Genomic DNA, 24,834 nt, shown 5'->3' with positions numbered 1-24,834 from the left:
GATTATGATAATTTCTTCTTAATGCTACTCAAGATGATAGCAACAACTGTTGCCCCCAAAAGGAAGTAGATTGAATAAAGGAACATATCAGTTAGCTTCAACCAAAAAGGAACATTGTCCGTTCCATCATATCCTGGTATTCTCAAAGTTTCTTCGCTACCCATAGCCCAAGAAACAACCAGTACAAGAACTAAAAGAATAAGACCGATCAATGATTTAATAGCGCTTACCGGATTATCTTTCAACGCTGAACCGAACTGGAATATAGCAGCAATAATAGTTGCAGCTACTGCAAGTCCGAAAAGTGCATACATCAAATACAATAATGCATCTGTATTTGCAGGTTGCCACATTTCCGGATCAACGCCTGCCAATGCAGCTGTTCCCTGAGCATCTCCCCCAAAATAAAAGAGACCTAATACCACCAGGATAAGAGCAAACATTGCGTACAGTACGTAGTACGATAATTTATATGATAACTTACTCATCTCAGATTATTTTTTGTATTTCAAGTTATATTTGATTACCATGTCAAGCAAAGAGATAGAAGAATCTTCCATTTCACTTGTAAGAGCTTCGATCTTAGAAAGTACATAGTTGTAGAATACCTGAAGAATCAAAGCAACGATCAAACCGAAGATAGTTGTAATCAAGGCTACTTTCATACCACCTGCAACAACCGTCGGAGAGATATCACCTACCTGCTGGATCTTATCAAATGCCTGCACCATACCGATTACAGTACCCAAGAATCCTAATGACGGAGCCATTGCGATAAACAGTGTAATCCAAGAACATCCTTTTTCAAGGTAACCTGCTTGCACACCACCATAAGATACAACTGATTTTTCTACTACATCAATACCTTGATCAATTCTCATCAAACCTTGATAGTAAATAGATGCAATAGGACCTCTGGTGTTACGAGCGATGTCTTTTGCAGCTTCAACATCACCTTTTTCCAAAGCAGCTTCGATAGAAGCCATAAATTTCTTAGTATTGATTTCAGCCAAGCTCAAATAAATGATACGTTCAATACAGAATGCCAAACCGATAACCAATGCAATAGCTACCAAACTCATGAAAGATGCAGTACCTTCAATGAATTTTACTTTAATTTCTTTGTGAATACCACCTTCTTCAACGCCGGCAACAGAAGCATCAGCAGCAGCTGGTTCTACTGCAGCTGGTGCAGCCTGTTCAGTTTGTTCAGCAGCAGGAGCATCTTGAGCCTGAGCAAGTTGAGTTGAGCCAAATGTTAAGACTCCCATCACAGCAACAATTGCGAATAACTTTTTCATTGTGTGTCTAATTTTTAAGATTAATTAATTAAATTATTATTATTGTATTTATTTTAGTTGTTTCCAAATTCCATTTGCTCATCTGCGGAGAGAGCGGGATTCGAACCCGCGATACACTTTTGGCGTATACACGCTTTCCAGGCGTGCCTCTTCAACCACTCGAGCATCTCTCCCTAAACAGGTTTGAGCCTTTTCAGCTACAAATGTATCCTTTTTTTTCTTCTTCTAAAGCATTCTAGCTCTTTTATCTCAAAGAAATACTCCAAATTAATATATTTTAAAACCTTTAGAGGCTTATTTGAGCATTCCAAACACTTTTAAAGCGTTTTCAGATGTGGCTTCAGCAACCCGTTCCGGCATCTTTTCATAAACCTCTGCAACTTTTATTAAGGTATCTTTTATATAGGCACTTTCATTCCTCTTTCCGCGATTTGGAACGGGAGTCAGGTAAGGTGAATCAGTCTCTAAAACAATACGTGTCAAGGGAATACCTTTCAATACATCTGCTAACTGAGACTTCTTAAATGTTACGACCCCATTAATTCCCAACATAAAATCCGGAAACTCCAATAACTTCTCAGCCTCTTCGGAGGTACCGGTAAAACTGTGAAAAATCCCTTTTAATCCACTTTTTTTATAAGGTTCCAATACCTTATATATATACTCGAAAGCTTCTCTACAATGAACCACAATAGGCAGATGGTACTCTAAAGCCCATTCTATCTGTTTTTCAAAGACAATAAGTTGCTCTTTCAAAAAAGTTTTATCCCAATAAAGATCCAAACCTATTTCACCAATAGCCACATACTCATTGAAAGGAGCTAACTGATGTGCAACAATATCCAGTTCTTTTTCATAAGACTCATTAACAGAAGTAGGATGTAATCCTATCATCGGAAAACAAAACCCTTTATAGGTATTACATACCGAAAGTAATGGTCCAATTGTTGTACTGTCTATATTCGGCATAAAAATATGAGTTACACCTGCATCGTGAGCACGCTGCATTACTTGTGGAAGATCACCAGAAAATTCTTCCAAAAAAAGATGTGAATGAGAATCAACAAGCATAATTAAATAAATCTATTCAGGACGTTTTTCACCTGTTCGGTAGTAATAAATCACCCCATAGTCACGACATTTGTCTAAACGGAGTTCATTAGGAGATATATTCCGGAACTTTTCTTCTACCTGATTCCAAATGTCCAATATTAATTCATCAGCACGTGTACGCATTGTAGCCAACCCTTCCAAGCTGCGATTAGTCAATACCTGTAATGCTTTCTGTCTTTCATAACTGTCAACAAATATATCATAATGAACCTTCACCTTAGCAATAGTAGGGTTATAAATAGGTACTCCCCCCTGTGACGTTCTTTTCCTCTCACCTTCAATAATCCGTTTTCCCCATTCAACCATAGCGGCCTCAGATGTTAAATCCGGAACATTATAATTATCAATCGGCAAACAGTATAGTTTTTTATGAATAGGTTTCACTTCTGAACGAAGTACAGACAAGTTCAATACCTGGATAAAATGGGAAATATACAAACGAGCTGTTTTTACGTTTGACTGATGCTTTGGACTTTCCTTCACCTGGTTATCATAACATTGAGCATAATAGTTGTGAGCTATCTCAAATTTTGAAAGAAAATTCCTTGCTTCGGATAAAGTATTCAAGGATATCGCCAGTTCATTTACATTATACACATCACCCTTTCCGACCGCCGATTTCAGCGCTCGTATTCTGGCCTGGTCTGTATTTGGTAAACGTCTGTAAGGCATCGGACAACACTATTAATTACATTTCTCTGTACATCAGATGTTCCATCAAACTTTTTAATTCTTTTTTTCTTTCTTCAGCCACTGTTACTGCTGCTAAACTTTCCATAGCACGGGTATAATATTCACGCATCTTATTTTTGCAGATACCCTTTATGCCAATCTTATCATAAATCCCGGTTACAGCAACGATCTTTTGCTCCGGAACAAAAGATTCAGCAGCAATCCAGGTATTCAGTTCGGCAAAACAATCCTTATCAGCATGCTCCAAAGCTTTAATCAACATATAAGTTTTCTTATTGCAGAGAATATCTCCCCCTATTTTCTTGCCAAAGACAACCGGATCACCATACACATCCAGCAAATCATCCTGCAACTGAAAAGCAACACCTATCTGAACACCAAAATCATAAAGACGTTCAGCATCTTCTCTGGATGCTCCTCCCAATATTGCACCTATCTTCAGGCTGGCAGCCAACAATACTGCTGTCTTCAAGCGGATCATTTCAATATATTCCTCTTCCTTAACGTCGCTACGTTGTTCAAACTCCATATCCATCTGCTGACCTTCACAAATTTCAAGAGCTGTAAGGCTAAAAAGCTTCATCACCTCTTTTAAATATTCCGTTGGACAGGCAGCCATATATTGATAAGCAAGCACCAACATTGCATCTCCTGACAATATGGCAGTATTATCATCCCAGACTTTGTGCACGGTAGATTTACCTCTACGCACATCTGCTCTGTCCATGAGATCATCATGAAGAAGAGTATAGTTATGATAAATTTCAATACCGGTAGCCGGATCATAAATTTGCTCCACATTTTCTTTATATAAGTTATAAGCCATCAACATCAATACAGGACGAATGCGCTTTCCACCTAACGACAAGACATATTTTACCGGATCATATAATCCTTTTGGAGAACGGGTAAACTGTAATTCGGAAACATGGGTATTTATTTTATCAAGCAATTGAGATGCAGTAAACATAGTCATTTGAATTAAAAAGACGAGAAATAATTACTAATGAAAAAGGCTGCTTTTATGGCAGCCTTTTCCCGTATATTACATAAATATTATTGCAATCTAAACATTACAGGTACCGTATACTTCACACGTACAGGTTTGTTTCTCTGCATACCAGGATTCCATTTAGGCATGGAATTGATCACACGAAGAGCTTCTTTATCCAGATATGGGTCAACACTACGTGCAACCTTTGCATCTACGATACTACCATCTTTATTTACAACAAACTGTACAATAACACGACCTTGTGTACCATTTTCCTGCGCAATTGTAGGATATTTGATATTCTTAGCCAAATAAGACATCAAGGCAGCATTTCCACCTGGGAACTCCGGCATTTTTTCTACAACATCGAAGATTTCCTGTTCTTCCGGTTCTTCTTCAACAACCTGTACAGGCACATATTTCACTTCAACTTTCTGACCGGTTTCCTCACTTGATGCTATAATTGTTTCTTCTACATCAGCGTCATCATCTACAATATCCAAGATTTCTGCTGCTGCAGGTACTTCAGGTGGAGGTGGAACCTCAATTTTCTGTTCTTGTTCCGTAATAGGAACCATTTCCTCTTCAAACACTAAATCGGATAAAGCCTGGCTTGTATCAATCTTTATGTCTCGCTCAGTCCATTCGAACGCCACGAACATAAAAGCTAATACAACCACGTATCCGATAAGCAACCATGTAGACTTTTTGCCTTCCAGGTCTGCTTTAGGTGATTTTTTAACTTCCATAAATTATAATATAAATATTAATAATACGTTCTTTTAATCAGATGTGTTTCTCAGTGCTTTTGAGTCTCACGTGCTTTTCTGCCACAAATATAACGCAGATATTTGAGAAATAAAGTATATTTGAACAGTTTTTTCTGCCAAAATGTTAAAAAAGAATATATTCATAGTAGTATTACTCCTTTTTTGGGTCCGGATACAGGCTCAGGAAGATAATAGCGTGTTCCAATTCCTCAAAATCCCTTTTTCTTCTCATGCAGCAGCATTAGGCGGGGAAAATATATCCATTATAGAGGATGATCTCACAATGGCGGTCCATAATCCTGCGTTGTTGTCATGCGTAGCGGATAAAACACTTAACCTGAACTATATGTTATATATAGCCGGAGTTAACGCCGCCAGTGCAGCTTTCTCACGTGTTGCCGGAGAACGCTCAACATGGGCAGTAACAGCTCAGTTTGTGAACTATGGAACAATGAAAGAAACAACCAGTGAAAATGTAATAATAGGAACCTTTTCAGCCAAAGATATGGCATTTTCAGGAATCTACTCTTATGACTTAAGTGACTACTGGAGTGGTGGAGTAAAAGCAAATCTCATTTATTCCAATTACGAGAAATTTTCTTCATTTGCTATCGGAGTAGATTTGGGATTGAATTATTATCATCAAAACAGTGACTTTTCCTTTTCTCTTGTTGCTCGTAATTTAGGAGGACAAATTGTAGCCTTTGAGGATAAACATGAAAAGCTTCCGGTAGATGTACAAGTAGGCATCACAAAGCGATTGTCACATGCTCCTTTCCGGGTATCAGCAACTTTATACAATCTGACCGATTGGAAAAATTCCAACTTCTTTGATCACACCGTGTTAGGTATCGACTTTCTGCCAACAGATAATTTCTATATTTCGTTAGGATACAATTTCCGCAGGAAAAACGAGATGAAAATAGCTGACTCCAGCCATTGGGCAGGTCTCACAGCCGGAGCCGGTATACAAATTAAGCGTTTTAAATTAGGAGCTGCCTATGCAAAATATCATCTCAGCTCTTCTTCTTTATTATTCAATCTCTCAATGACATTATAGTACAATTACAAATAAAATGAAAAAAATCACCATAGCAATCGATGGCTTTTCCTCTTGTGGTAAAAGCACAATGGCCAAAGATCTGGCTCGCGAAATAGGATATATTTATATTGACAGTGGAGCTATGTACCGCGCAGTCACTCTTTATAGTATAGAAAACGGCATCTTTAAAGGAGACACGATTAACACTGAAGAACTTAAAAAACGGATGAACAACATCCATATTTCTTTCCGGATTGATCCGGAAACCGGTCGTCCCAATACTTATTTAAATGGTGTGAATGTAGAGAACAAAATTCGCACGATGGAGGTTTCTTCTAAGGTGAGTCCTATTAGCACACTTGACTTCGTACGTTCTGCTATGGTCCGACAGCAACAGGCCATGGGCAATGAAAAAGGAATTGTTATGGATGGACGTGACATTGGTACTACAGTATTCCCTAATGCCGAGTTGAAAATATTTGTTACAGCAACTCCTGAAATACGTGCTCAAAGGCGTTACGATGAACTAAAAGCGAAAGGGCAAAAAGCCAGCTTTGATGAGATATTAGAAAATGTAAAACAACGCGATTATATTGATCAGCATCGCGAAGTGAGTCCATTACGAAAGGCAGATGATGCGCTATTGTTGGACAATACAGAATTGACAATTCAGCAGCAGAAAGAATGGTTATTTAATCAATATAACCAGAGAACAAAAGCGTAAGCAGTCTCACATCATTCTAATCTCATTAAAAATAGAGAATATTAAACAAGTACGTAGAATCATCTGAAAAAATCTACAAACGTAAAACCTAAAATGATCAAAGTAGAAATAGACGAAGGTTCAGGTTTCTGTTTTGGAGTGGTAACCGCTATTCATAAGGCAGAAGAAGAACTGGCAAAAGGAGTTACCCTTTATTGCTTGGGGGATATTGTTCACAATAGCAGGGAGGTAGAACGGTTAAAAACAATGGGGCTCATTACTATCAATCATGAAGAGTTCAAGCAACTACATAATGCCAAAGTATTACTTCGTGCTCATGGTGAACCTCCCGAAACATATACAATCGCCCGGGAAAATAATATTGAAATTATTGATGCTACCTGTCCGGTAGTGCTCCGATTGCAAAAACGTATCAAGCAAGAATATCAGGAGAAAGATGCAGAAGAAAAACAAATTGTTATTTATGGGCAGAATGGACATGCCGAAGTTTTAGGATTAGTAGGTCAAACTACCGGAAAAGCAATCGTTATAGAAAAATTAGAAGAAGCTAAAGAGCTCGATTTTAGCAAAAGTATCCGTCTTTATTCGCAAACCACCAAATCGTTGGATGAATTCTGGGAAATAGTTGACTACATCAAAGACCACATTTCTCCTTCTGCTACATTTGAATACTATGATACCATTTGTCGTCAGGTAGCCAATCGCATGCCTAACCTACGTACGTTTGCAGCTTCACATGATCTTATCTTTTTTGTCAGTGGTAAAAAAAGTTCTAATGGGAAAATGTTATTCAGCGAATGTCTGAAGGTCAACCCTAATTCTCATTTAATAGATAATGCAGAAGAAATAGATGACTCTCTATTTCATGGAATTAGTTCTATTGGAGTATGCGGAGCTACTTCAACCCCTAAATGGTTGATGGAACAGATTTATACAGAAATCAAAGCACGCCTCGACAAAAAAATCATTTAACGTTATTTATTAATGCCACCGTCAGTTTGACACGAATGCAACTTATTTCCTAACACTTTTTGTTATCTTTGCAGCGTCAAATATAAAATAAGATTGTAATGGGAACAGTTAAGTGTGTAGGTATTTTAACCTCCGGAGGAGATGCTCCGGGAATGAATGCTGCAATTCGTGCAGTGACACGTGCAGCTATCTATAACGGACTGCAAGTTAAGGGTATATACAGAGGATATAGAGGTCTGGTAACAGGAGAAATCAGCGAATTCAAGAGCCAGAATGTCAGTAATATCATTCAATTAGGTGGTACTATATTAAAAACAGCACGTTGCAAGGAATTTACTACTCCTGAGGGACGCCAGCTCGCATACGATAATATGAAAAAAGAGGGAATTGACGCCCTTGTTGTTATCGGTGGTGATGGTTCATTGACCGGTGCACGTATTTTTGCACAAGAGTTTGATGTACCTTGTATCGGACTACCCGGTACAATTGATAACGACTTGTATGGTACAGATACAACTATTGGATATGACACAGCATTGAATACAATTCTGGATGCAGTCGATAAAATACGCGATACAGCGACTTCACATGAGCGCCTTTTTTTCGTAGAAGTAATGGGGCGTGATGCCGGTTTTCTTGCACTGAATGGTGCTATTGCTTCAGGAGCCGAAGCCGCTATTATCCCAGAATTTAGTACAGAGGTAGACCAATTGGAAGAGTTTATCAAAAGCGGTTTCCGAAAATCCAAAAATAGCAGTATCGTATTAGTAGCCGAAAGTGAACTGACTGGTGGTGCCATGCATTACGCAGAGCGTGTAAAAAATGAATATCCGGAATACGATGTACGCGTCACTATATTAGGTCATTTACAACGTGGTGGTAGCCCTACCGCTCATGACCGTATCATTGCGAGCAGAATGGGTGCCGCTGCAATCGATGCATTAATGGAAGATCAACGAAATGTAATGATTGGTATCGAACATGACGAGATTGTATATGTACCATTCAGTAAAGCCATTAAGAATGACAAACCAATTCAAAGAGAACTGGTGAACGTACTGAGAGAACTCTCTATTTAAACGTTGTAGAGTTATAAAGTGGTAGAGTTATAGGATTATAGAACCAAGAAGCACAGTGCCATTATTTTTCCATTCAGATTTTCAATGAGATCTGCAGTGTAAAATATTGAAACCCTGTACCCTATAACCCTATCACTTTATAATTCTATAACTTCATCACCCTATCGTTCTTTTTTATCGTTTATTCAGCGGAATATATTTACCAACATCCAGTACATTTTTATATGCAGGACGGATGATGCGTTTACCTTCAAAGTTAAGTTCTTCATTACGATGTGCACACCAGCCTACAATACGAGCCATTGCAAAAAGCGGCGTATAAATTTCTTGTGGCAGACCAATCATCTCATATACAAAACCGGAATAGAAATCAACATTACTTGATACAGTCTTACCGTTATTTTTTATTTTACCAAACATCGCAATTGCACGTTCTTCAAGTAATTCAAGAAAAGCAAACTCTTCTTCCTTTTTCTTCTCCTTTGCCAAATCCCGGGCGAGTTCTTTCAATAATAAAGCACGTGGATCAGAAATAGTGTATACAGCATGCCCAATACCATAAATCAATCCGGTTTTGTTATAAACCTCCTTATTCAACATACGGGTAAAATAAGTATCTATTTCATCTACATCCTTCCAATCCTGGATATTTTCCTGAAGATGATGGAACATATCAACTACCTGAATATTAGCACCTCCGTGAAGCGGACCTTTTAAAGAACCGATACCAGCTGCAATAGACGAATAAGTATCTGTCCCGGTAGAAGAAGTGACACGTACTGTAAAAGTAGAGTTATTACCACCACCATGCTCTGCTTGCAGCATGAGTAAAAGATCAAGGGTACGGGCCTCCAGCTGGGTATAATCCTTCTTAAGCATGTAGAGGAAATTTTCGGCTATAGAGAGTTTTTCCTGCGGATGACGAATATGAAGCGAACGGCCAAAGGTAGCATGACGCAACATATTATAAGCATATGCAATAATAGTAGGAAACTTCGAAATCAGATCAATACTCTGTCTCATAAGATTATCCCGGGAGGTATCATCCGGATTGGGGTCAAAACGATACATTTCAAGAACACTACGAGCCAAAATATTCATAATGTTATTACCCTCCAGCTCTATAATATTCATTTTCGTTTTCTGTTCCAATGGCATATTGTCATTCACCAATTCACGAAAAGAAGCTAATTCTTCCTTATCGGGCAAATGACCGGATAGCAACAGATAAGCTACCTCTTCAAAGCCATAACGTTTTTCTTTCATTGCAGCATGTGCCAAATCTTCCAAATCGTATTGACGATAGAATAACTTACCGGGAATTGGCTTCAAACCACCACCCGGAATACGCTCATAACCAACTACATTACCGACCTTAGTCAACCCTACCAGTACACCAGTACCATCTTCATTACGCAAACCGCGTTTTACATCATATTTCGGAAATAAATCATTATCAATCCGGGTAGCGTCCTTCATCTCCTCGGAGAGCTTATAAACTAAATATTCTTTCTTCATGGAATTATTTATCTTTTAATCATTAATTTATATTTTCTATTCTTTCAATAATCTCCCGCGTAAAAGCAGAAGTAGACAGAGCTTTCCCCCCCGGCATAAACCGGGCCAGATCAGCTGTAGCACGACCATCCTCAAAGCTATGTTCCAGTGCTCTCACAATCAGATCGGCAGCTTCCTGCCAACCCAAATACTCAAGCATCATTACAGCAGAAAGAACAAGCGAACAAGGATTCACAATATCCTTTCCAGCAATGTTAGGTGCAGTTCCGTGTGTTGCTTCAAAAATAGCATGCCCACTGTCATAATTGATATTAGCACCAGGAGCTATACCAATACCTCCTACCATAGCTGCCAACTGATCAGAGATATAATCACCATTCAGATTAAGGGTGGCAACCACCGAGTACTCTTCAGGCATTAACAAGGTATTTTGCAAAAAAGCATCTGCAATACAGTCCTTAACAATAAATCGTCCCTCTGCCAATGCATCACCAAATTCACGCTGTGCCAGCTCATATCCCCATTTTTTGAAACCACCTTCAGTAAATTTCATAATATTTCCTTTATGTACCAATGTCACAGAAGGTAAATGATGATCTAACGCATACTGACAAGCTGCCCTTACCAAACGCTCAGTACCTTCACGCGAAACCGGCTTTACACCAAAAGAAGACGTCTCCGGAAACCGTACTTTAGTTACTCCCATTTCATCACGTAAAAAATGATAAAACTTCTTCGCTTCAGGAGTACCCGCTTCCCATTCTATTCCTGCATAAATATCTTCTGTATTTTCACGGAAGATATGCATGTTTACCTTCTCCGGTGCAATAACAGGCGAATGAACACCTATGAACCAGCGAACAGGACGAAGACATACATACAAATCAAGAGTTTGGCGCAAAGCCACATTCAATGAGCGTATGCCACCGCCCACCGGTGTAGTCAAGGGTCCTTTAATGCCTATCAGATACTCTTTAAACTTCTCCATAGTCTCTTCAGGAAGCCACGAACCGGTAACATTATATGCACGTTCCCCAGCCAGAACTTCTACCCAGTCTATTTTACGCTTTTCACCGTAAGCTTCTTTTACGGCAACGTCCACAATGCTTTGCATGACAGGAGTAATCTCCTCACCCACCCCGTCTCCTGTTATGAAAGGAACTGTAGGGATATCAGGTACTAATAATGTACCATCTGTTTGCTTAGTAATTTTGCTCATAATAAATAATGTGCCAATATGCCAATATTTAAAGGTATCAATTGGCTGGCGCGTGTTAATTGGTTAATTTTTTAATCCATTATTATTCAAGGCAGAACCGGCACGAAACCAGGATATCTGTTGTTCATTGTAAGTATGTTGTACTGCAAAACGTTCTTTTGTACCATCTTCATGATGGACAACCACTTCAAGATCACGTCCCGGAGCAAAATTCTGTAAACCTATGACGGAAATTAAGTCATGTTCCTGTATCCGATTATAATCAGCCTTATCCTTGAAAGTGATAGCAAGCATACCTTGCTTTTTAAGATTTGTTTCATGGATACGGGCAAAACTCTTGGCAAGAATTACTTTCACATTGAGGAAACGAGGTTCCATAGCGGCATGCTCCCTGCTGGAACCTTCGCCATAGTTTTCTTCAGCAACCACAATCGAAGAAATTCCTTCAGATTTATACATCTTTGCCGTACCAGAAACCGGCCCATACATGTTTGTCAAACGATTCCAGACACAGTTCGTTTCACCATTAAAAGCATTCACAGCTCCCATCAGCATATTGTCTGAAATATTTTCCAGATGCCCTCGAAAACGCAACCAGGGACCTGCCATAGAGATATGGTCGGTAGTACATTTCCCCTGAGTCTTAATCAAAAGAGGCATATTCAGTAAATCATTTCCATCCCATGCAGGAAAAGGAGTCAATAATTGTAAACGCGTTGAATGTGGATCCACCTTTATTTCAACCTGCGATCCTGCCGGAGCAAGATAACCGTCAGAAGTCGAAGTGAAACCATGTACAGGCAATTCATCGCCTACCGGCTCGTTTAACTTTACTTTCTCACCATCATGAGTGAGCAAACGGTCTTTCAGCGGATTGAAACAAAGGTCGCCGGCAATAGTCAACGCCATAACAATCTCAGGTGAGGCAACAAAAGCAAAGGTATTCGGATTTCCATCAGCACGCTTAGCAAAGTTACGATTGAAAGAAGTTACTATAGAATTCTTACGCATAGGATCATCCGTATGTCTTTTCCACTGCCCGATACAGGGACCACAAGCATTAGCCATAATCGTAGCACCAATTTGCTGAAAAAGAGTTATCATTCCATCGCGTTCAGCAGTAGCATAAATCTGCTCACTACCCGGATTTACAATTAGTGGTGAAGAGATAGCAACATCTTTCTCCAGTGCCTGCCGGGCAACAGAAGCAGCGCGACTGATATCCTGATAAGAAGAATTTGTACATGACCCAATAAGCCCTACCTCCATCTTACGAGGATATCCATTCAGCAATACTTTTTCTGCAAATTCCGAAATAGGAGTAGCAGCATCAGGAGTAAAAGGCCCGTTAATATAAGGTTCTAATTCAGATAGGTCTATTTCAATTATACGATCATAAAAATTCTCAGGAAGTGCCATTACTTCATCATCCGGACGAAGATCGGCAGCTACAGCTTCAGCCAACATTACAACCTCTTCGCGGCCAGTAGCACGTAGGTAAGCAGCCATACGCTCATCATAAGGAAATAATGAAGTAGTAGCACCTACTTCCGCCCCCATATTACAAATAGTAGCTTTTCCTGTAGCAGAAATAGATTCCGTACCGGGACCAAAATATTCAATAATGGCATTTGTTCCCCCTTTCACGGTCAATATACCTGCCAGTTTCAGAATAACGTCTTTCGGAGCAGTCCAACCATTAAGTTCACCTGTCAAACGAACTCCAATCAATTTAGGCATCTTAAGCTCCCATTCCATGCCCGTCATCACATCTACTGCATCAGCACCTCCCACACCTATTGCAACCATACCTAAGCCACCAGCATTAGGAGTATGAGAGTCCGTCCCCACCATCATACCACCAGGAAAAGCATAATTCTCCAATACTACCTGATGGATAATGCCAGCTCCCGGTTTCCAAAAACCAATACCATAGCGGGAAGAAACGTCACGCAGAAAATCATACACTTCTTCGTTTGTCTTGGTGGCAGTGGCAATATCTTCGCGTGCCCCTTTATAAGCTTGTATCAAATGATCACAATGTACAGTAGAAGGAACTGCAGCCTGCTCCTTTCCTGCATTCATAAACTGCAATAAAGCCATCTGTGCTGTAGCATCCTGCATTGCTACGCGGTCCGGACGGAAATTCACATAATCTTCCCCACGTTTATAATCTTTTAAAACTGTCTCATCAAAAAGATGAGTATACAAGACTTTTTCCGCCAATGTAAGCGGACGCTTCAATACTGCCCGCACATGCTCCATCTTCTCTTTATAAGCCGAATAGAAGCTCTTTATCATGTCTATATCATACACCATATGCATTAATATTTTTAAACTGTATATATAATATTAACGAATGAGAGTCAGATAAGGTTTAACAAAATGAAATAAATATTCGAGACTGCAAAGAGAAGTGTTACCTTTGCGAAAAGATAAATTATAATCAGAATTATTTTCTCTGCTTAAAAAAAGGATCACGCTTTACAACATCGATTTGTTTTTTGAGCAATAGTGAATATTCTTTAGCAGACAGCATGGTTGAAAATAAAATAAATCCAGGTTCTCCACTCCTTTCTCTCCAAAAGCAACAACTCCTGTTGCGTATGGAATATGAATGTGAGAAAGAAGAATTTAAGCGTCAGACAGAAACAATGGGAATCACCCGAAAGATAAAACGCGGGCTCTGCTGGTATCCTCTACTTGTTGGACGTAGTTATTATAATTCTTTAAATCAACTGGTAGTAGAAGTGATACGAACCGAAGATAAGGATATCGAGCATGCTTTTGAGTTCGGACGTCCTGTTTGTTTCTTCCAGCAGAAATATGATGGAAAAATCCATTATATGAATTTTACTGCAACAGTAAGTTATGCTGATGAGGAACGAATGGTTATCGTTCTACCCAATGCAGGTGCACTACTCGAAATACAAGGAACCGATCGGTTGGGGATACAACTTTATTTTGATGAGACCTCCTACCATACTATGTTTGAAGCATTAGAAGATGTAATCCGCGCCAAAAATAACCGACTGGCAGAACTGCGTGATACCCTCTTAGGAACTCTTCCTATACATCAACGCGAGCTCTATCCTGTCCGTTTCCCATGGTTAAACTCTACTCAGGAGGAAGCTGTAAATAAGGTACTTTGTACTAAAGACGTAGCCATAGTCCATGGGCCTCCCGGAACAGGAAAAACCACCACACTCGTTGAAGCTATTTACGAAACACTACACCGTGAAAATCAAGTACTCGTTTGCGCACAAAGTAACACTGCTGTAGACTGGATTTCAGAAAAGCTTGTAGACCGCAGTGTACCTGTACTTCGCATCGGCAATCCAACGCGTGTTAATGATAAGATGCTCTCGTTCACGTATGAACGCCGCTTTGAGAGTCATCCGGCCTATACCGAGTTATGGGGGATACGTAAATCTATCCGGGAAATGAACGGACGTATACGTAAAGGCAGTCATATCGAAAGAGAAAATATGCGCAACCGTATCAGCCACCTGCGTGATCGTGCCACAGAGTTGGAAATACTTATCAATGAAGCTCTGTTCTCTTCAACCCGGGTGGTTGCATCTACTCTTGTCAGTAGTAACCACCGGATTCTTAATGGACGTCGTTTCAGTACACTGTTCATTGATGAAGCTGCACAAGCATTAGAAGCAGCATGCTGGATTGCTATCCGCAAAGCAGATCGTGTGATCTTTGCCGGTGATCATTGCCAGTTACCTCCTACAATCAAATGCATTGAAGCTGCCCGTGGTGGTTTGGATCACACATTGATGGAAAAAGTAGTAGCTAATAAGCCAATCTCCGTTTCTTTATTAAAGGTACAATACCGTATGAACGAGTCCATCATGCGTTTTCCTTCAGAATGGTTTTATAACAATCAGTTAGAATCTGCTCCTGAAATACGTCAACGCGGCATTCTTGATTTCGATACCCCTATGATCTGGATCGATACTTCAGAAATGGAATGCCACGAAGAGTTTGTTGGTGAAAGCTTCGGACGTATTAATAAACCGGAAGCAAACTTGTTACTACAAGAACTGGAAAGTTATATTCAAAAAATAGGAGAAAACCGGGTATTAGACGAACAAATTGATTTTGGGCTCATTTCTCCGTACAAAGCACAAGTACAATATTTACGAAACAAAATAAAGAGTAGTAGTTTTTTCAGGCGCTTCTGGCCATTAATTACCGTTAATACAGTAGATGGCTTCCAAGGTCAGGAAAGAGATGTTATTTTTATCAGTCTCGTACGTGCCAACGAAAGCGGGCAGATTGGTTTCCTTAATGATTTACGAAGAATGAATGTTGCTATTACCCGGGCACGAATGAAATTAGTAATATTAGGAAATGCTACGACCCTGACTAAACATACTTTTTATCACAAACTAATGGAATATATCCAAAAACAGTTTTAATCACTTACTCTATTACACATTTATTAATAAATAAGTTATGCTGTATCCCATTAGCAACCTCATTATTTATCATGTAAAAGAGGGAAACCCAAGCTTCCCTCTTTTACATTAATTATATGCTCTATTAGAATCAGTTGTTTTCCGGACGAAGTTTACGAACAACTGCACCAGCTTGCCACATTTCACTTTCACGTAATGCTTTCAGCTCAGCATCCAAACCTTCACGATAATCAGGTTTAGAGTTTGTATCAATAGAGCGTTGTGCTTCGTTACCACATTTTACTTCACTATACAGCTTTTCAAATACTGGTTTTGTAGCATCGTGAAACGGTCCCATCCAATCGAGAGCACCACGCTGAGCAGTAGTAGAACAGTTTGCATACATCCAATCCATACCATTCTTTGCAAATAATGGCATCAACGACTGAGTCAATTCTTCAACAGTTTCGTTGAAAGCTTCAGAAGGAGTATGACCATTTTCACGCAACACTTCATATTGAGCCAGCAACAATCCCTGAATAGCTCCCATCAACGTACCACGTTCACCTGTCAAGTCAGAATAAACTTCACGTTTGAAAGTAGTTTCAAACAGATAACCAGAACCTACACCGATACCCAGTGCAATCACTCTATCCCATGCTTTACCTGTCGCATCCTGAAAGATAGCAAAAGAAGAGTTCAACCCACGACCTTCGAGAAACATAGTACGAAGAGACGTCCCCGACCCCTTTGGAGCTACAAGAATTACATCTACATCAGCAGGAGGAACAATACCTGTACGTTCTTTGTAAGTAATACCGAAACCGTGAGAGAAGTAAAGTGCCTTACCCGGAGTCAGATTTTTCTTCACAGTAGGCCATACTTCGATTTGAGCTGCATCAGAGAGCAGGTATTGAATAATGGTTCCACGCTGGCATGCTTCGTCAATATCAAACAATGTCTCGCCAGGTACCCAACCGTCAGCAACCGCTTTTTCCCAAGTTTTGCCACCTTTACGCTGTCCTACGATTACATTAAACCCATTGTCACGCAAATTTAATGACTGGCCGGGACCCTGTACACCGTAACCGATTACAGCGATTGTTTCGTTTTTCAATACTTCACGAGCTTTCTCCAACGGAAATTCTTCACGGGTTACTACATTTTCAGTAACACCGCCAAAATTCATTTGTGCCATTTTTGTTTTCAGTTTTAAATGGTGGCATAGCCACCTGTTCATTATTTATAATCTAATTTTTTCTATTCAAACAGTACTTTAGAACGACAAACGACCTCGTTTCCATTCTTTTTTACCTCTACATGATATTCATTTTCATTCACCTCTTCCTGAAAGAAAGAGAGTTCATCACCGTAATAACTTTCGGCAACATAAGCCATTTCAAAACGGCGAATATGCTTCGTCTTATACAATTCTATCGGAAACAAATCCAGAATATGCTCAATATAACGAATACTGTTTACATGCCCGTTAATATCGATATCACTATATTTAGCTGTAAGCGTAGCCACAGGTTCTGTAACGGCCACCTTAATCCGTGAAGGCTTTTCTATCGGACAAGGTTCATCACAAACATAATCCACAATACTTCCCCCATGTAGCGTAAGCAAGTCGGCCGGTTTACGGGTATTCAGATTTATCATAGCCCATACAGAACGGGCGTATCCGATTTTCTTTCCGTCTTTATTGATCACTGCAAAATTACGATCCGTAAAAAGACGATATACATTTTCCACCCATGTCTGAACACCGAATTCCTCATACTGGTAAGGCATCTCATCCAATTCAATAGCCAAGCGGGAAAGCACCCAAGTGTAGTTGTCCTCATTCAAAGTTGCAATTCCAAACCCACGGTCGCTGGCATGAAAACCTGCACAGTTAAGCAGATGATTTCCCAGCACGCCCATTGTCAGACGCCCGTTAAAATCCACATGAAACGGCTCTGCTACAAATTTATAACTTCCTATCTTATTATTTTCACTCATTTTCCGGTTGATTCTTATTTAGATTGTATCTTGCCTCCCGATCTGCCAGAAATTCATTCACTCGTTCAAAACAGCTGGTAGTAATAGCTACACGTCCCGAACGTACAAATTGCAATACACAACCCAATGTGCGTAGTTCATCATAAAGAGCTGTGATATCTTCTCCCCGTCCATTCTTCTCAACAATAGCAAATACAGGATTTACCTCCACAATACGTGCATTGTATTTTCTGATTACCCGGGAAGCATCCGGATTGGATTGAAATTCCGGAATAGATACTTTATACAAAGCAATCTCATGAAAATAGATCTCATCATCAGTAAAATAATGTGCCTGCAGCACATCTATCTTCTTTTCAATCTGCTTGACTACCTTCTCTATTGTATCCTTATCCGTCCAAGCGGTAATCGTATACTTATGTACCCCTTTAATGGAAGAAGCAGAGACATTTAAACTCTCGATATTAATCTGACGGCGTGTAAATACAGCCGTTATCTGATTCAACAAACCGGCAATATTCTCCGAATGAACGATCAGTGTATATAATGTCTTATCACTCATAATCTTATTTAGTTAATTGAAAGTTGAAAATTGAAAGTTGAAAGTTTTTAGTTAAAAGTGGGATTACGCTATCAGCCTGCATAGCCATTTTCAACTTTCAATTTTCAACTAATTCAGCATTCCAATAGCATCTGATTCACCGAACCACCCGGAGGGGTCATTGGCAATACATTTCCCTCTTCAATCACACAAGCTTCCAACAGATACGGACCATCGGTTGCTATCATTTCTTCGATAGCCTCTGCCAGTTCTTCACGCGTCATTACCCGTCGGGATGGAATATCATAAGCTGAAGCAATTTTCATATAATCCGGATTTAACATCGGCGTAAAAGAGTATTTACGATTGAAAAACATTGCCTGCCACTGGCGCACATTTCCCAAAAAGTTATTATTCAATACGATAATCTTTACCGGTGCTTTCTGTTCCATGATAGTGCCCAATTCCTGAATATTCATTTGAAGGCCACCATCTCCCATAAAAACACAAACCGTACGGTCCGGACGTCCAAAGGTAGCGCCAATAGCTGCCGGAAGACCAAATCCCATCGTTCCTAATCCTCCGGAAGTAATAATACTACGCTCTTTCGTATATTTAAAATACCGGGCAGACATCATTTGATTCTGGCCAACATCGGTCACGAGGATTGCTTCATTATTGGTAGCTTCGCTCACCGCACGTACCACTTCACCCATAGAGAGTGTGTCATTCATAGGATGAAGTTCCGGACGAATTACTTTTTCCTCTTCCACGCGTTCATAATCAGTGAAACTTTCCAGCCATTCCGTGTGTGTATTGGGCTGAAGCAGTTCTGTTACTGCAACCAGCGTTTCTTTACAATCGCCTAATACAGCTACATCCGCATATACGTTTTTATTAACTTCAGCCGGATCAATATCGAAATGAATCACTTTTGCCTGCTTGGCATAAGTAGCAAGATTACCTGTTACACGGTCATCAAAACGCATTCCCACAGCAATAAGTACATCGCATTTATTGGTATTAATATTAGGCCCCAGATTTCCATGCATACCTAACATCCCTTTATTCAGAGGGTGTTCAGTGGGCAAAGCAGACAATCCGAGCAACGTACATCCGGCAGGTATCCCGGCCTTTTCGATAAAAGTGCGCAATTCCTGTTGAGCATTTCCTAACTCCACGCCTTGTCCAACAAGCACCAACGGACGCTCTGCCTTATTAATCAAATCAGCAGCCATCTTCACAGATTCCGGATCGGTATCAGGAACAGGAACATAACTACGAATATAATCCAATTTAGCAGAAGTATATTCCGCCTTTTCTACCTGTGCATTTTTGGCAAAGTCAAGAACTACAGGACCGGGACGACCACTTTTTGCAATATAAAAAGCACGTGCCACAGCCCATGGAACATCCTCTGCACGACGAATCTGATAGCTCCATTTGGTTATAGGCTGGGTAATACCAACAAGGTCTACCTCCTGAAAAGCATCTGTTCCCAAAAATGCAGTTCCTACCTGACCGGCTATCACAACAACAGGAGTACTATCAATCATGGCATCGGCAATACCGGTTATAGTATTGGTAGCACCAGGACCACTGGTTACCAGGCAGACCCCTACTTCACCCGACGAGCGTGCAAAACCTTGTGCTGCATGGGCAGCCCCCTGTTCGTGTCGAACCAAAATATGGTTCAATGTTTCTCTATGATCATACAGAGCGTCAAACACCGGCATAATAGAACCTCCCGGATAACCAAAAATGGTTTTCACTCCCTGATACTCAAGAGAACGCATCAATGCCTCTGAGCCTGATATTAGTTCTTTCATCTATATATTTACGATTAGACAATTTACTATTTACGATTGAAATTACTTCAACTCTCAATCCTAAATCCTAAATCTAAATTCATACTTCTAAATCATTCTTACAGCTCCCTTATCAGCGGAGCTTACCATACTGGCATAAGCCTTCAAACTTTTCGGAACATTACGTTCGCGGGTCACAGGAGTCATCGGACGAGCTGCCAGTTCCTCATCGGTCAGTTTCACATTGATAGTACGTTCCGGGATATTTATTTCAATAATATCTCCATCCTGAATTTTTCCAATATTTCCTCCGGCGGCAGCTTCGGGAGAGATATGACCGATACTCAGTCCGGATGTACCACCACTGAAACGACCGTCCGTAATCAAAGCACATTCTTTTCCAAGATGACGGGATTTAATATAAGAGGTAGGATACAGCATTTCCTGCATACCTGGGCCACCTTTGGGACCTTCATTCGTAATGACCACTACATCACCACTCACCACCTTGCCTCCGAGGATACCCTCACAAGCTGCCTCTTGCGAATCAAACACTTTAGCCGGTCCCGAAAACTTCCAGATACTTGCATCCACGCCTGCTGTTTTCACGACACAGCCATCCTGAGCTATATTTCCTTTCAGTACTGCCAGACCACCATCTTTACTATAAGCATGTTCCAAGTCACGGATACACCCTTCGGCACGATCCGTATCAAGCTCTTTATAAGATGCATGCTGAGACCCAAGTACAAGATTAAATTTACCGGCTGCAGCACTTGAATATTTTTTTATCGCTTCATCACAAACGTCGGGACTGGTTATACTGTATTTATCAATAGCCTCAGCCAACGTCATTCCATCTACACGCAGAACGGTTGTGTCTACCAATCCGCCCTTAGCCAATTCATCCATTATAGCAATGATACCTCCGGCGCGATTCACATCCTGTATATGATATTTCTGTGTATTAGGAGCTACCTTACAAAGACATGGGCTCTTACGGGATAACATATCAATATCATCCATTTTAAAGTCTACCTCTGCCTCATGGGCAACAGCAAGCAGATGGAGTATTGTATTAGTAGATCCCCCCATAGCAATATCCAGCGTCATTGCATTCAAAAAAGCTTCACGCGTTGCTATACTTCGCGGCAATACACTTTCATCACCTTTTTCATAATATTTAAAGGCATTCTCTACTATCAATTTTGCTGCATCTTTAAAGAGTTGCTTACGGTTCTCATGTGTAGCCACAATGGTACCATTACCTGGTAGTGCCAGACCAATCGCCTCATTCAGACAGTTCATCGAATTGGCCGTAAACATACCCGAACAACAACCACAGGTAGGACAAGCATGCTGTTCTATTTTAGCTACTTCATTATCGCTTACACTCTCATCGGCCGATTTAATCATAGCATCAATCAAGTCAAGATGCTGACCATTCCATTCACCAGCTTCCATCGGCCCCCCCGATACAAAAACAGTGGGAATATTCAATCGCATAGCAGCCATAAGCATACCCGGAGTGATTTTGTCACAATTGCTAATACAAATCATTGCATCTGCCTTGTGAGCATTCACCATATACTCAACACTATCAGCTATAATATCACGGGAAGGAAGTGAATAAAGCATACCATCATGTCCCATTGCAATACCATCATCAATAGCAATTGTGTTGAATTCCGCAGCAAAGCATCCCAACTTCTCAATTTCAGTTTTCACCTGTTGTCCTATTTCATGCAAATGCACATGCCCCGGGACAAATTGTGTAAACGAATTGACAATAGCTATAATGGGCTTTCCCATTTGTTCTTTCTTCATGCCATTGGCTACCCATAAAGCGCGGGCACCCGCCATACGGCGACCTTGTGTACTGGATGAACTGCGTAACTGCTTTTTCATTTCCTGTTTTCCTTTTAATTAAAGAGCCTTCCTCACTGTTGTGAGAAAGGCTCTAATATTATCTTTTATGGTACGAATACATACACAACCTTCCTCACGCTCTTGATGGGACCACCACGACGCGAATAATATGCAGGACTGTCAGGTTTATAGATGTATGGATATTCATATCTTAATTTTCTCTATTGATTGTGCTGCAAAGGTAAGGGGTTTTTTATTATCTCCAAACAAATTGAAGAAAAAAATCACCCAAAAACGAACAATCGTAAGAAAAAAAAGGAATAATATCCTTTTTTATCACTTAAATCACGCTTTTCACCACAGAGTAACACTGAGTTTCACAGAGAATTAACTATTAAATTCATCTATAAACAATAAACTCTGTGAAACTCTGTGCTACTCTGTGGTGAAATTCGTATCTTTGCAGCTACGCGGATTATGCGTAAGTACTAACTATATACTAAAAACAAATGGAAACAGTAGAAAACAAGTACATCACTGTAGCGTACAAACTGTACACAATAGAAGATGGAGAAAAAGATTTAGTAGAAGAAGCAAAAGCAGAAAATCCATTCCAATTCATTTCCGGTTTGGGTACTACGCTCGAAGCTTTCGAAAGCCAGATAGCATCACTCAACAAAGGAGATAAATTTGAATTCATCATTCCGTCACAAGAAGCTTACGGTGAGTATAACGAAGAACATGTACTGGATTTACCGAGACACATCTTTGAGATTGATGGTAAATTCGACAGTGAACGTATCTACGAAGGTAGTGTAGTACCTTTGATGGACGCCGAAGGTCATCGTATGAACGGAACAGTAGTAGAGGTAAAGCCTGATACAGTAGTAGTTGACATGAACCACCCATTGGCAGGAGCTGATTTAAACTTCGTGGGTGAAGTTACAGAAAGTCGTCCGGCTACAAACGAAGAAATACAGGAAGTTGTAAATATGATGGGCGGCGGTGGCTGTAGCTGCGGTTGTGGAGACTGTGGTAGCGACTGCGGTGACCATGGATGTGGAGATGGTTGCGGATGCCATTAATTTAGTTGAAAATTGAAAGTTGAAAATTGAAAGTTACTATGCAGTGTGATAGCGCAGCCAGTTTTCAATTTTCAACTTTCAATTTTCAATTCCCTAACAGTTCTTATGTGTCATTATGTCCAATACTACTCTATCCGTTTCATTCATTCCCTGCGAACCAATACGGGTTAGGTTGCGAATACTTTGATCCACATCTTCGTCAATAATACCCTCCACGGACGTCACACAACGATTCTCCATTGCCATCACAGCAGATAAAACAGCAGTAGAAACTCCCGTTGTCACTTTTAAGGCACAACTGGGTTTTGCACCATCACAAATCATTCCGGTTAAATTGGCAATCATATTTTGTACAGCGAAAGCTACTTGTTCATAACTTCCCCCCATCAGCCATGTGATCCCACAACTGGAACCTGTAGCAGCTACTACACAACCGCAAAGAGCTGATAAACGCCCCAGACTTTGTTTTATATAAATCACTGTAAGATGACTCATCATTAAAGCTCTTATTAATTCCTCTTCTGATTTTCCATTCTCTTCTGCAAAGACAAGGACAGGTAAAGTAGCCGAAATGCCCTGATTACCACTTCCCGAATTACTCATTACAGGAATCATAGCCCCTGCCATACGGGCATCACAAGCTGCCGAAGTATAAGAAAGAATGTGAGAAAATACACTATCACCCATAATCTGATGTTCATACCTCCCCCGGAGCATTCTTCCCAATGCATGCCCATACTCTCCATGAAAAGATTGCTCGGCAGCAGCCTTATTTAGGCGGGCAGTCTCAAGGATAAAACGAATTTCATCCAACGGAGCTTCCAAAGCAAAATCATACACCTTTCTCAGATTTAGTTCCAAAGGTTCTTGTTCGTCTTCTTCTGTTCCGGATTGTTGTTTATCAAGCAATACTTCTTCACCACGCGCTATATATATAAAGGTAGTATGTCCACCGGCAATAATTGCCGTAGCTTTTTTATCTCCCGCTTCACAAATAACTTCAATATAAAGTTTTTCCGCTATATCCTCTTTTAAGGAAATACAAATACGTTTCTCATCAATAAACCGCTTACCTCGTTCTACTGCTTCCGGCGTACTATCTCTCAACACTTCAAGCTGATATTCTGATTTTCCGACAATAGCCCCCAAAGCCACTGCGATAGGAAGCCCGATCATGCCTGTCCCCGGGATGCCTACTCCCATTGCATTCTTTAAAATATTAGCACTCAAAAGAACTCTTATATTTTCAGGGATTGTGCCAAGTGTCTCCGCTGCCTTCGATACACATAATGCTACCGCAATAGGCTCTGTGCAGCCAATAGCCGGAATAACTTCGCGTTGTACTAAATCTATTATTTGTTTCCTTTCTGACTCAATCATGAATTTTCTCTTTTTTAAATTTCTACAAAAGTAAAGAATATACTTATAAACATGAATTATATTTTCAAGTTTTACACAAAATATCGAGATATTATATACCTATCCCCCCTTAATTTCTTTCTTATTCAACTGCTTTCTTGCTAACAATGAAAAGCTATAAGATACAAAATAAACTTAGATGTAATATAATGCGAATCAGTAGTTAAAAACCGGACTTAACTTAATCGTATATATTTGTTCAAAACAAGGCGATATAAACTACCTTTTATCAGGAAGAAAACTACTATTCTCTCTTTTATAATCTATAACC

General features: G+C 40.1%; 21 protein-coding genes and 1 tRNA gene. 6 read left to right on the top strand and 16 right to left on the bottom strand.

Annotated features, from left to right (window positions below; all coding sequences use genetic code 11):
- Positions 1 to 2: 2 nt before the first annotated feature.
- From K8P02_RS01450 to K8P02_RS01420, 7 genes are all read right to left on the bottom strand, one after another.
- Entirely contained in the window at positions 3 to 488 is a 486-nt protein-coding gene (locus K8P02_RS01450) for a hypothetical protein (protein ID WP_002559459.1), read from the bottom strand.
- A 6-nt stretch (positions 489 to 494) separates the two neighbouring features.
- Complete coding sequence (locus tag K8P02_RS01445) at positions 495 to 1,301, bottom strand: MotA/TolQ/ExbB proton channel family protein (RefSeq protein WP_002559458.1); 807 nt, start codon at positions 1,299 to 1,301, stop codon at positions 495 to 497.
- A gap of 85 nt (positions 1,302 to 1,386) precedes the next feature.
- Positions 1,387 to 1,474 (bottom strand) — tRNA-Ser (locus K8P02_RS01440).
- A 121-nt stretch (positions 1,475 to 1,595) separates the two neighbouring features.
- The gene (locus K8P02_RS01435) at positions 1,596 to 2,372 is read right to left on the bottom strand and encodes a TatD family hydrolase (protein ID WP_002559457.1); all 777 of its coding nucleotides are present in this window, start codon (positions 2,370 to 2,372) and stop codon (positions 1,596 to 1,598) included.
- A 12-nt stretch (positions 2,373 to 2,384) separates the two neighbouring features.
- A complete protein-coding gene (locus K8P02_RS01430) occupies positions 2,385 to 3,086 on the bottom strand; it encodes a hypothetical protein (protein ID WP_025866509.1) in 702 nt (233 codons plus the stop codon).
- Between the two features lie 16 nt (positions 3,087 to 3,102).
- The gene (locus tag K8P02_RS01425) at positions 3,103 to 4,077 is read right to left on the bottom strand and encodes a polyprenyl synthetase family protein (protein WP_025866510.1); all 975 of its coding nucleotides are present in this window, start codon (positions 4,075 to 4,077) and stop codon (positions 3,103 to 3,105) included.
- An 86-nt stretch (positions 4,078 to 4,163) separates the two neighbouring features.
- Positions 4,164 to 4,850 carry an energy transducer TonB gene (locus K8P02_RS01420; RefSeq protein ID WP_002559454.1) on the bottom strand — a complete coding sequence of 229 codons (687 nt, stop codon included), beginning with the start codon at positions 4,848 to 4,850 and terminating at the stop codon, positions 4,164 to 4,166.
- Positions 4,851 to 4,992: 142 nt separating this feature from the next.
- Between K8P02_RS01420 and porQ the strand changes: the two genes are divergently transcribed.
- The 4 genes from porQ to pfkA all read left to right on the top strand — a co-directional run bounded on the left by porQ (position 4,993) and on the right by pfkA (position 8,688).
- The gene (gene porQ / locus K8P02_RS01415) at positions 4,993 to 5,931 is read left to right on the top strand and encodes a type IX secretion system protein PorQ (RefSeq protein WP_002559453.1); all 939 of its coding nucleotides are present in this window, start codon (positions 4,993 to 4,995) and stop codon (positions 5,929 to 5,931) included.
- Between the two features lie 16 nt (positions 5,932 to 5,947).
- A complete protein-coding gene (gene cmk / locus K8P02_RS01410) occupies positions 5,948 to 6,637 on the top strand; it encodes a (d)CMP kinase (RefSeq protein ID WP_025866511.1) in 690 nt (229 codons plus the stop codon).
- Between the two features lie 93 nt (positions 6,638 to 6,730).
- Positions 6,731 to 7,609, top strand: a complete 879-nt coding sequence (locus K8P02_RS01405) for a 4-hydroxy-3-methylbut-2-enyl diphosphate reductase (protein ID WP_002559451.1) — start codon at positions 6,731 to 6,733, stop codon at positions 7,607 to 7,609.
- A gap of 98 nt (positions 7,610 to 7,707) precedes the next feature.
- Complete coding sequence (gene pfkA, locus K8P02_RS01400) at positions 7,708 to 8,688, top strand: 6-phosphofructokinase (RefSeq protein WP_002559450.1); 981 nt, start codon at positions 7,708 to 7,710, stop codon at positions 8,686 to 8,688.
- A gap of 174 nt (positions 8,689 to 8,862) precedes the next feature.
- Here pfkA and K8P02_RS01395 read toward each other — a convergent pair whose 3' ends face one another.
- The 3 genes from K8P02_RS01395 to K8P02_RS01385 all read right to left on the bottom strand — a co-directional run bounded on the left by K8P02_RS01395 (position 8,863) and on the right by K8P02_RS01385 (position 13,744).
- Complete coding sequence (locus K8P02_RS01395; protein WP_025866512.1) at positions 8,863 to 10,206, bottom strand: citrate/2-methylcitrate synthase; 1,344 nt, start codon at positions 10,204 to 10,206, stop codon at positions 8,863 to 8,865.
- Positions 10,207 to 10,228: 22 nt separating this feature from the next.
- Positions 10,229 to 11,425 carry an NADP-dependent isocitrate dehydrogenase gene (icd, locus tag K8P02_RS01390; protein ID WP_025866513.1) on the bottom strand — a complete coding sequence of 399 codons (1,197 nt, stop codon included), beginning with the start codon at positions 11,423 to 11,425 and terminating at the stop codon, positions 10,229 to 10,231.
- A 63-nt stretch (positions 11,426 to 11,488) separates the two neighbouring features.
- The gene (locus tag K8P02_RS01385; RefSeq protein ID WP_025866514.1) at positions 11,489 to 13,744 is read right to left on the bottom strand and encodes an aconitate hydratase; all 2,256 of its coding nucleotides are present in this window, start codon (positions 13,742 to 13,744) and stop codon (positions 11,489 to 11,491) included.
- A 218-nt stretch (positions 13,745 to 13,962) separates the two neighbouring features.
- On the opposite strand from K8P02_RS01385, the gene K8P02_RS01380 reads away from it, so the two are divergent.
- Positions 13,963 to 15,858 (top strand): AAA domain-containing protein, encoded by a 1,896-nt coding sequence (locus K8P02_RS01380; protein ID WP_025866515.1) that lies wholly within the window; start codon positions 13,963 to 13,965, stop codon positions 15,856 to 15,858.
- 130 nt (positions 15,859 to 15,988) lie between these two features.
- On the opposite strand, the gene ilvC is transcribed toward K8P02_RS01380, so the two are convergent.
- The 5 genes from ilvC to ilvD form a co-directional block, all read right to left on the bottom strand.
- Positions 15,989 to 17,035: a ketol-acid reductoisomerase gene (gene ilvC, locus K8P02_RS01375; RefSeq protein ID WP_002559445.1), complete on the bottom strand. Its 1,047-nt coding sequence runs from the start codon at positions 17,033 to 17,035 to the stop codon at positions 15,989 to 15,991.
- A gap of 62 nt (positions 17,036 to 17,097) precedes the next feature.
- Positions 17,098 to 17,841, bottom strand: coding sequence for an acyl-[acyl-carrier-protein] thioesterase (locus tag K8P02_RS01370; RefSeq protein ID WP_002559444.1), 744 nt, complete (start codon positions 17,839 to 17,841; stop codon positions 17,098 to 17,100).
- The gene (gene ilvN, locus K8P02_RS01365) at positions 17,834 to 18,403 is read right to left on the bottom strand and encodes an acetolactate synthase small subunit (protein ID WP_002559443.1); all 570 of its coding nucleotides are present in this window, start codon (positions 18,401 to 18,403) and stop codon (positions 17,834 to 17,836) included. Before ilvN ends, K8P02_RS01370 begins: the two co-directional genes overlap by 8 nt.
- 113 nt (positions 18,404 to 18,516) lie before the next feature.
- A complete protein-coding gene (ilvB, locus tag K8P02_RS01360) occupies positions 18,517 to 20,211 on the bottom strand; it encodes a biosynthetic-type acetolactate synthase large subunit (RefSeq protein WP_002559442.1) in 1,695 nt (564 codons plus the stop codon).
- A gap of 87 nt (positions 20,212 to 20,298) precedes the next feature.
- The gene (gene ilvD / locus K8P02_RS01355) at positions 20,299 to 22,098 is read right to left on the bottom strand and encodes a dihydroxy-acid dehydratase (protein WP_025866516.1); all 1,800 of its coding nucleotides are present in this window, start codon (positions 22,096 to 22,098) and stop codon (positions 20,299 to 20,301) included.
- 470 nt (positions 22,099 to 22,568) lie between these two features.
- Between ilvD and K8P02_RS01350 the strand changes: the two genes are divergently transcribed.
- Complete coding sequence (locus tag K8P02_RS01350) at positions 22,569 to 23,144, top strand: FKBP-type peptidyl-prolyl cis-trans isomerase (RefSeq protein ID WP_002559440.1); 576 nt, start codon at positions 22,569 to 22,571, stop codon at positions 23,142 to 23,144.
- 93 nt (positions 23,145 to 23,237) lie between these two features.
- Here K8P02_RS01350 and K8P02_RS01345 read toward each other — a convergent pair whose 3' ends face one another.
- Entirely contained in the window at positions 23,238 to 24,524 is a 1,287-nt protein-coding gene (locus tag K8P02_RS01345; protein WP_002559439.1) for an L-cysteine desulfidase family protein, read from the bottom strand.
- Between the last annotated feature and the right edge of the window lie 310 nt (positions 24,525 to 24,834).

Source organism: Bacteroides nordii (assembly GCF_019930665.1).
In the GTDB taxonomy this organism is placed as follows: Bacteria; Bacteroidota; Bacteroidia; order Bacteroidales; family Bacteroidaceae; genus Bacteroides; species Bacteroides nordii.
This window is presented reverse-complemented; position numbering and strand designations above follow the sequence as displayed.

Bases quoted from the DNA above. Each gene is read 5' to 3' on its own strand.
- K8P02_RS01450 (WP_002559459.1), bottom strand. From the start codon at position 488: ATGAGTAAGTTATCATATAAATTATCGTACTACGTACTGTACGCAATG.
- K8P02_RS01445 (WP_002559458.1), bottom strand. From the start codon at position 1,301: ATGAAAAAGTTATTCGCAATTGTTGCTGTGATGGGAGTCTTAACATTT.
- K8P02_RS01435 (WP_002559457.1), bottom strand. From the start codon at position 2,372: ATGCTTGTTGATTCTCATTCACATCTTTTTTTGGAAGAATTTTCTGGT.
- K8P02_RS01430 (WP_025866509.1), bottom strand. From the start codon at position 3,086: ATGCCTTACAGACGTTTACCAAATACAGACCAGGCCAGAATACGAGCG.
- K8P02_RS01425 (WP_025866510.1), bottom strand. From the start codon at position 4,077: ATGTTTACTGCATCTCAATTGCTTGATAAAATAAATACCCATGTTTCC.
- K8P02_RS01420 (WP_002559454.1), bottom strand. From the start codon at position 4,850: ATGGAAGTTAAAAAATCACCTAAAGCAGACCTGGAAGGCAAAAAGTCT.
- porQ (WP_002559453.1), top strand. From the start codon at position 4,993: ATGTTAAAAAAGAATATATTCATAGTAGTATTACTCCTTTTTTGGGTC.
- cmk (WP_025866511.1), top strand. From the start codon at position 5,948: ATGAAAAAAATCACCATAGCAATCGATGGCTTTTCCTCTTGTGGTAAA.
- K8P02_RS01405 (WP_002559451.1), top strand. From the start codon at position 6,731: ATGATCAAAGTAGAAATAGACGAAGGTTCAGGTTTCTGTTTTGGAGTG.
- pfkA (WP_002559450.1), top strand. From the start codon at position 7,708: ATGGGAACAGTTAAGTGTGTAGGTATTTTAACCTCCGGAGGAGATGCT.
- K8P02_RS01395 (WP_025866512.1), bottom strand. From the start codon at position 10,206: ATGAAGAAAGAATATTTAGTTTATAAGCTCTCCGAGGAGATGAAGGAC.
- icd (WP_025866513.1), bottom strand. From the start codon at position 11,425: ATGAGCAAAATTACTAAGCAAACAGATGGTACATTATTAGTACCTGAT.
- K8P02_RS01385 (WP_025866514.1), bottom strand. From the start codon at position 13,744: ATGGTGTATGATATAGACATGATAAAGAGCTTCTATTCGGCTTATAAA.
- K8P02_RS01380 (WP_025866515.1), top strand. From the start codon at position 13,963: ATGGTTGAAAATAAAATAAATCCAGGTTCTCCACTCCTTTCTCTCCAA.
- ilvC (WP_002559445.1), bottom strand. From the start codon at position 17,035: ATGGCACAAATGAATTTTGGCGGTGTTACTGAAAATGTAGTAACCCGT.
- K8P02_RS01370 (WP_002559444.1), bottom strand. From the start codon at position 17,841: ATGAGTGAAAATAATAAGATAGGAAGTTATAAATTTGTAGCAGAGCCG.
- ilvN (WP_002559443.1), bottom strand. From the start codon at position 18,403: ATGAGTGATAAGACATTATATACACTGATCGTTCATTCGGAGAATATT.
- ilvB (WP_002559442.1), bottom strand. From the start codon at position 20,211: ATGAAAGAACTAATATCAGGCTCAGAGGCATTGATGCGTTCTCTTGAG.
- ilvD (WP_025866516.1), bottom strand. From the start codon at position 22,098: ATGAAAAAGCAGTTACGCAGTTCATCCAGTACACAAGGTCGCCGTATG.
- K8P02_RS01350 (WP_002559440.1), top strand. From the start codon at position 22,569: ATGGAAACAGTAGAAAACAAGTACATCACTGTAGCGTACAAACTGTAC.
- K8P02_RS01345 (WP_002559439.1), bottom strand. From the start codon at position 24,524: ATGATTGAGTCAGAAAGGAAACAAATAATAGATTTAGTACAACGCGAA.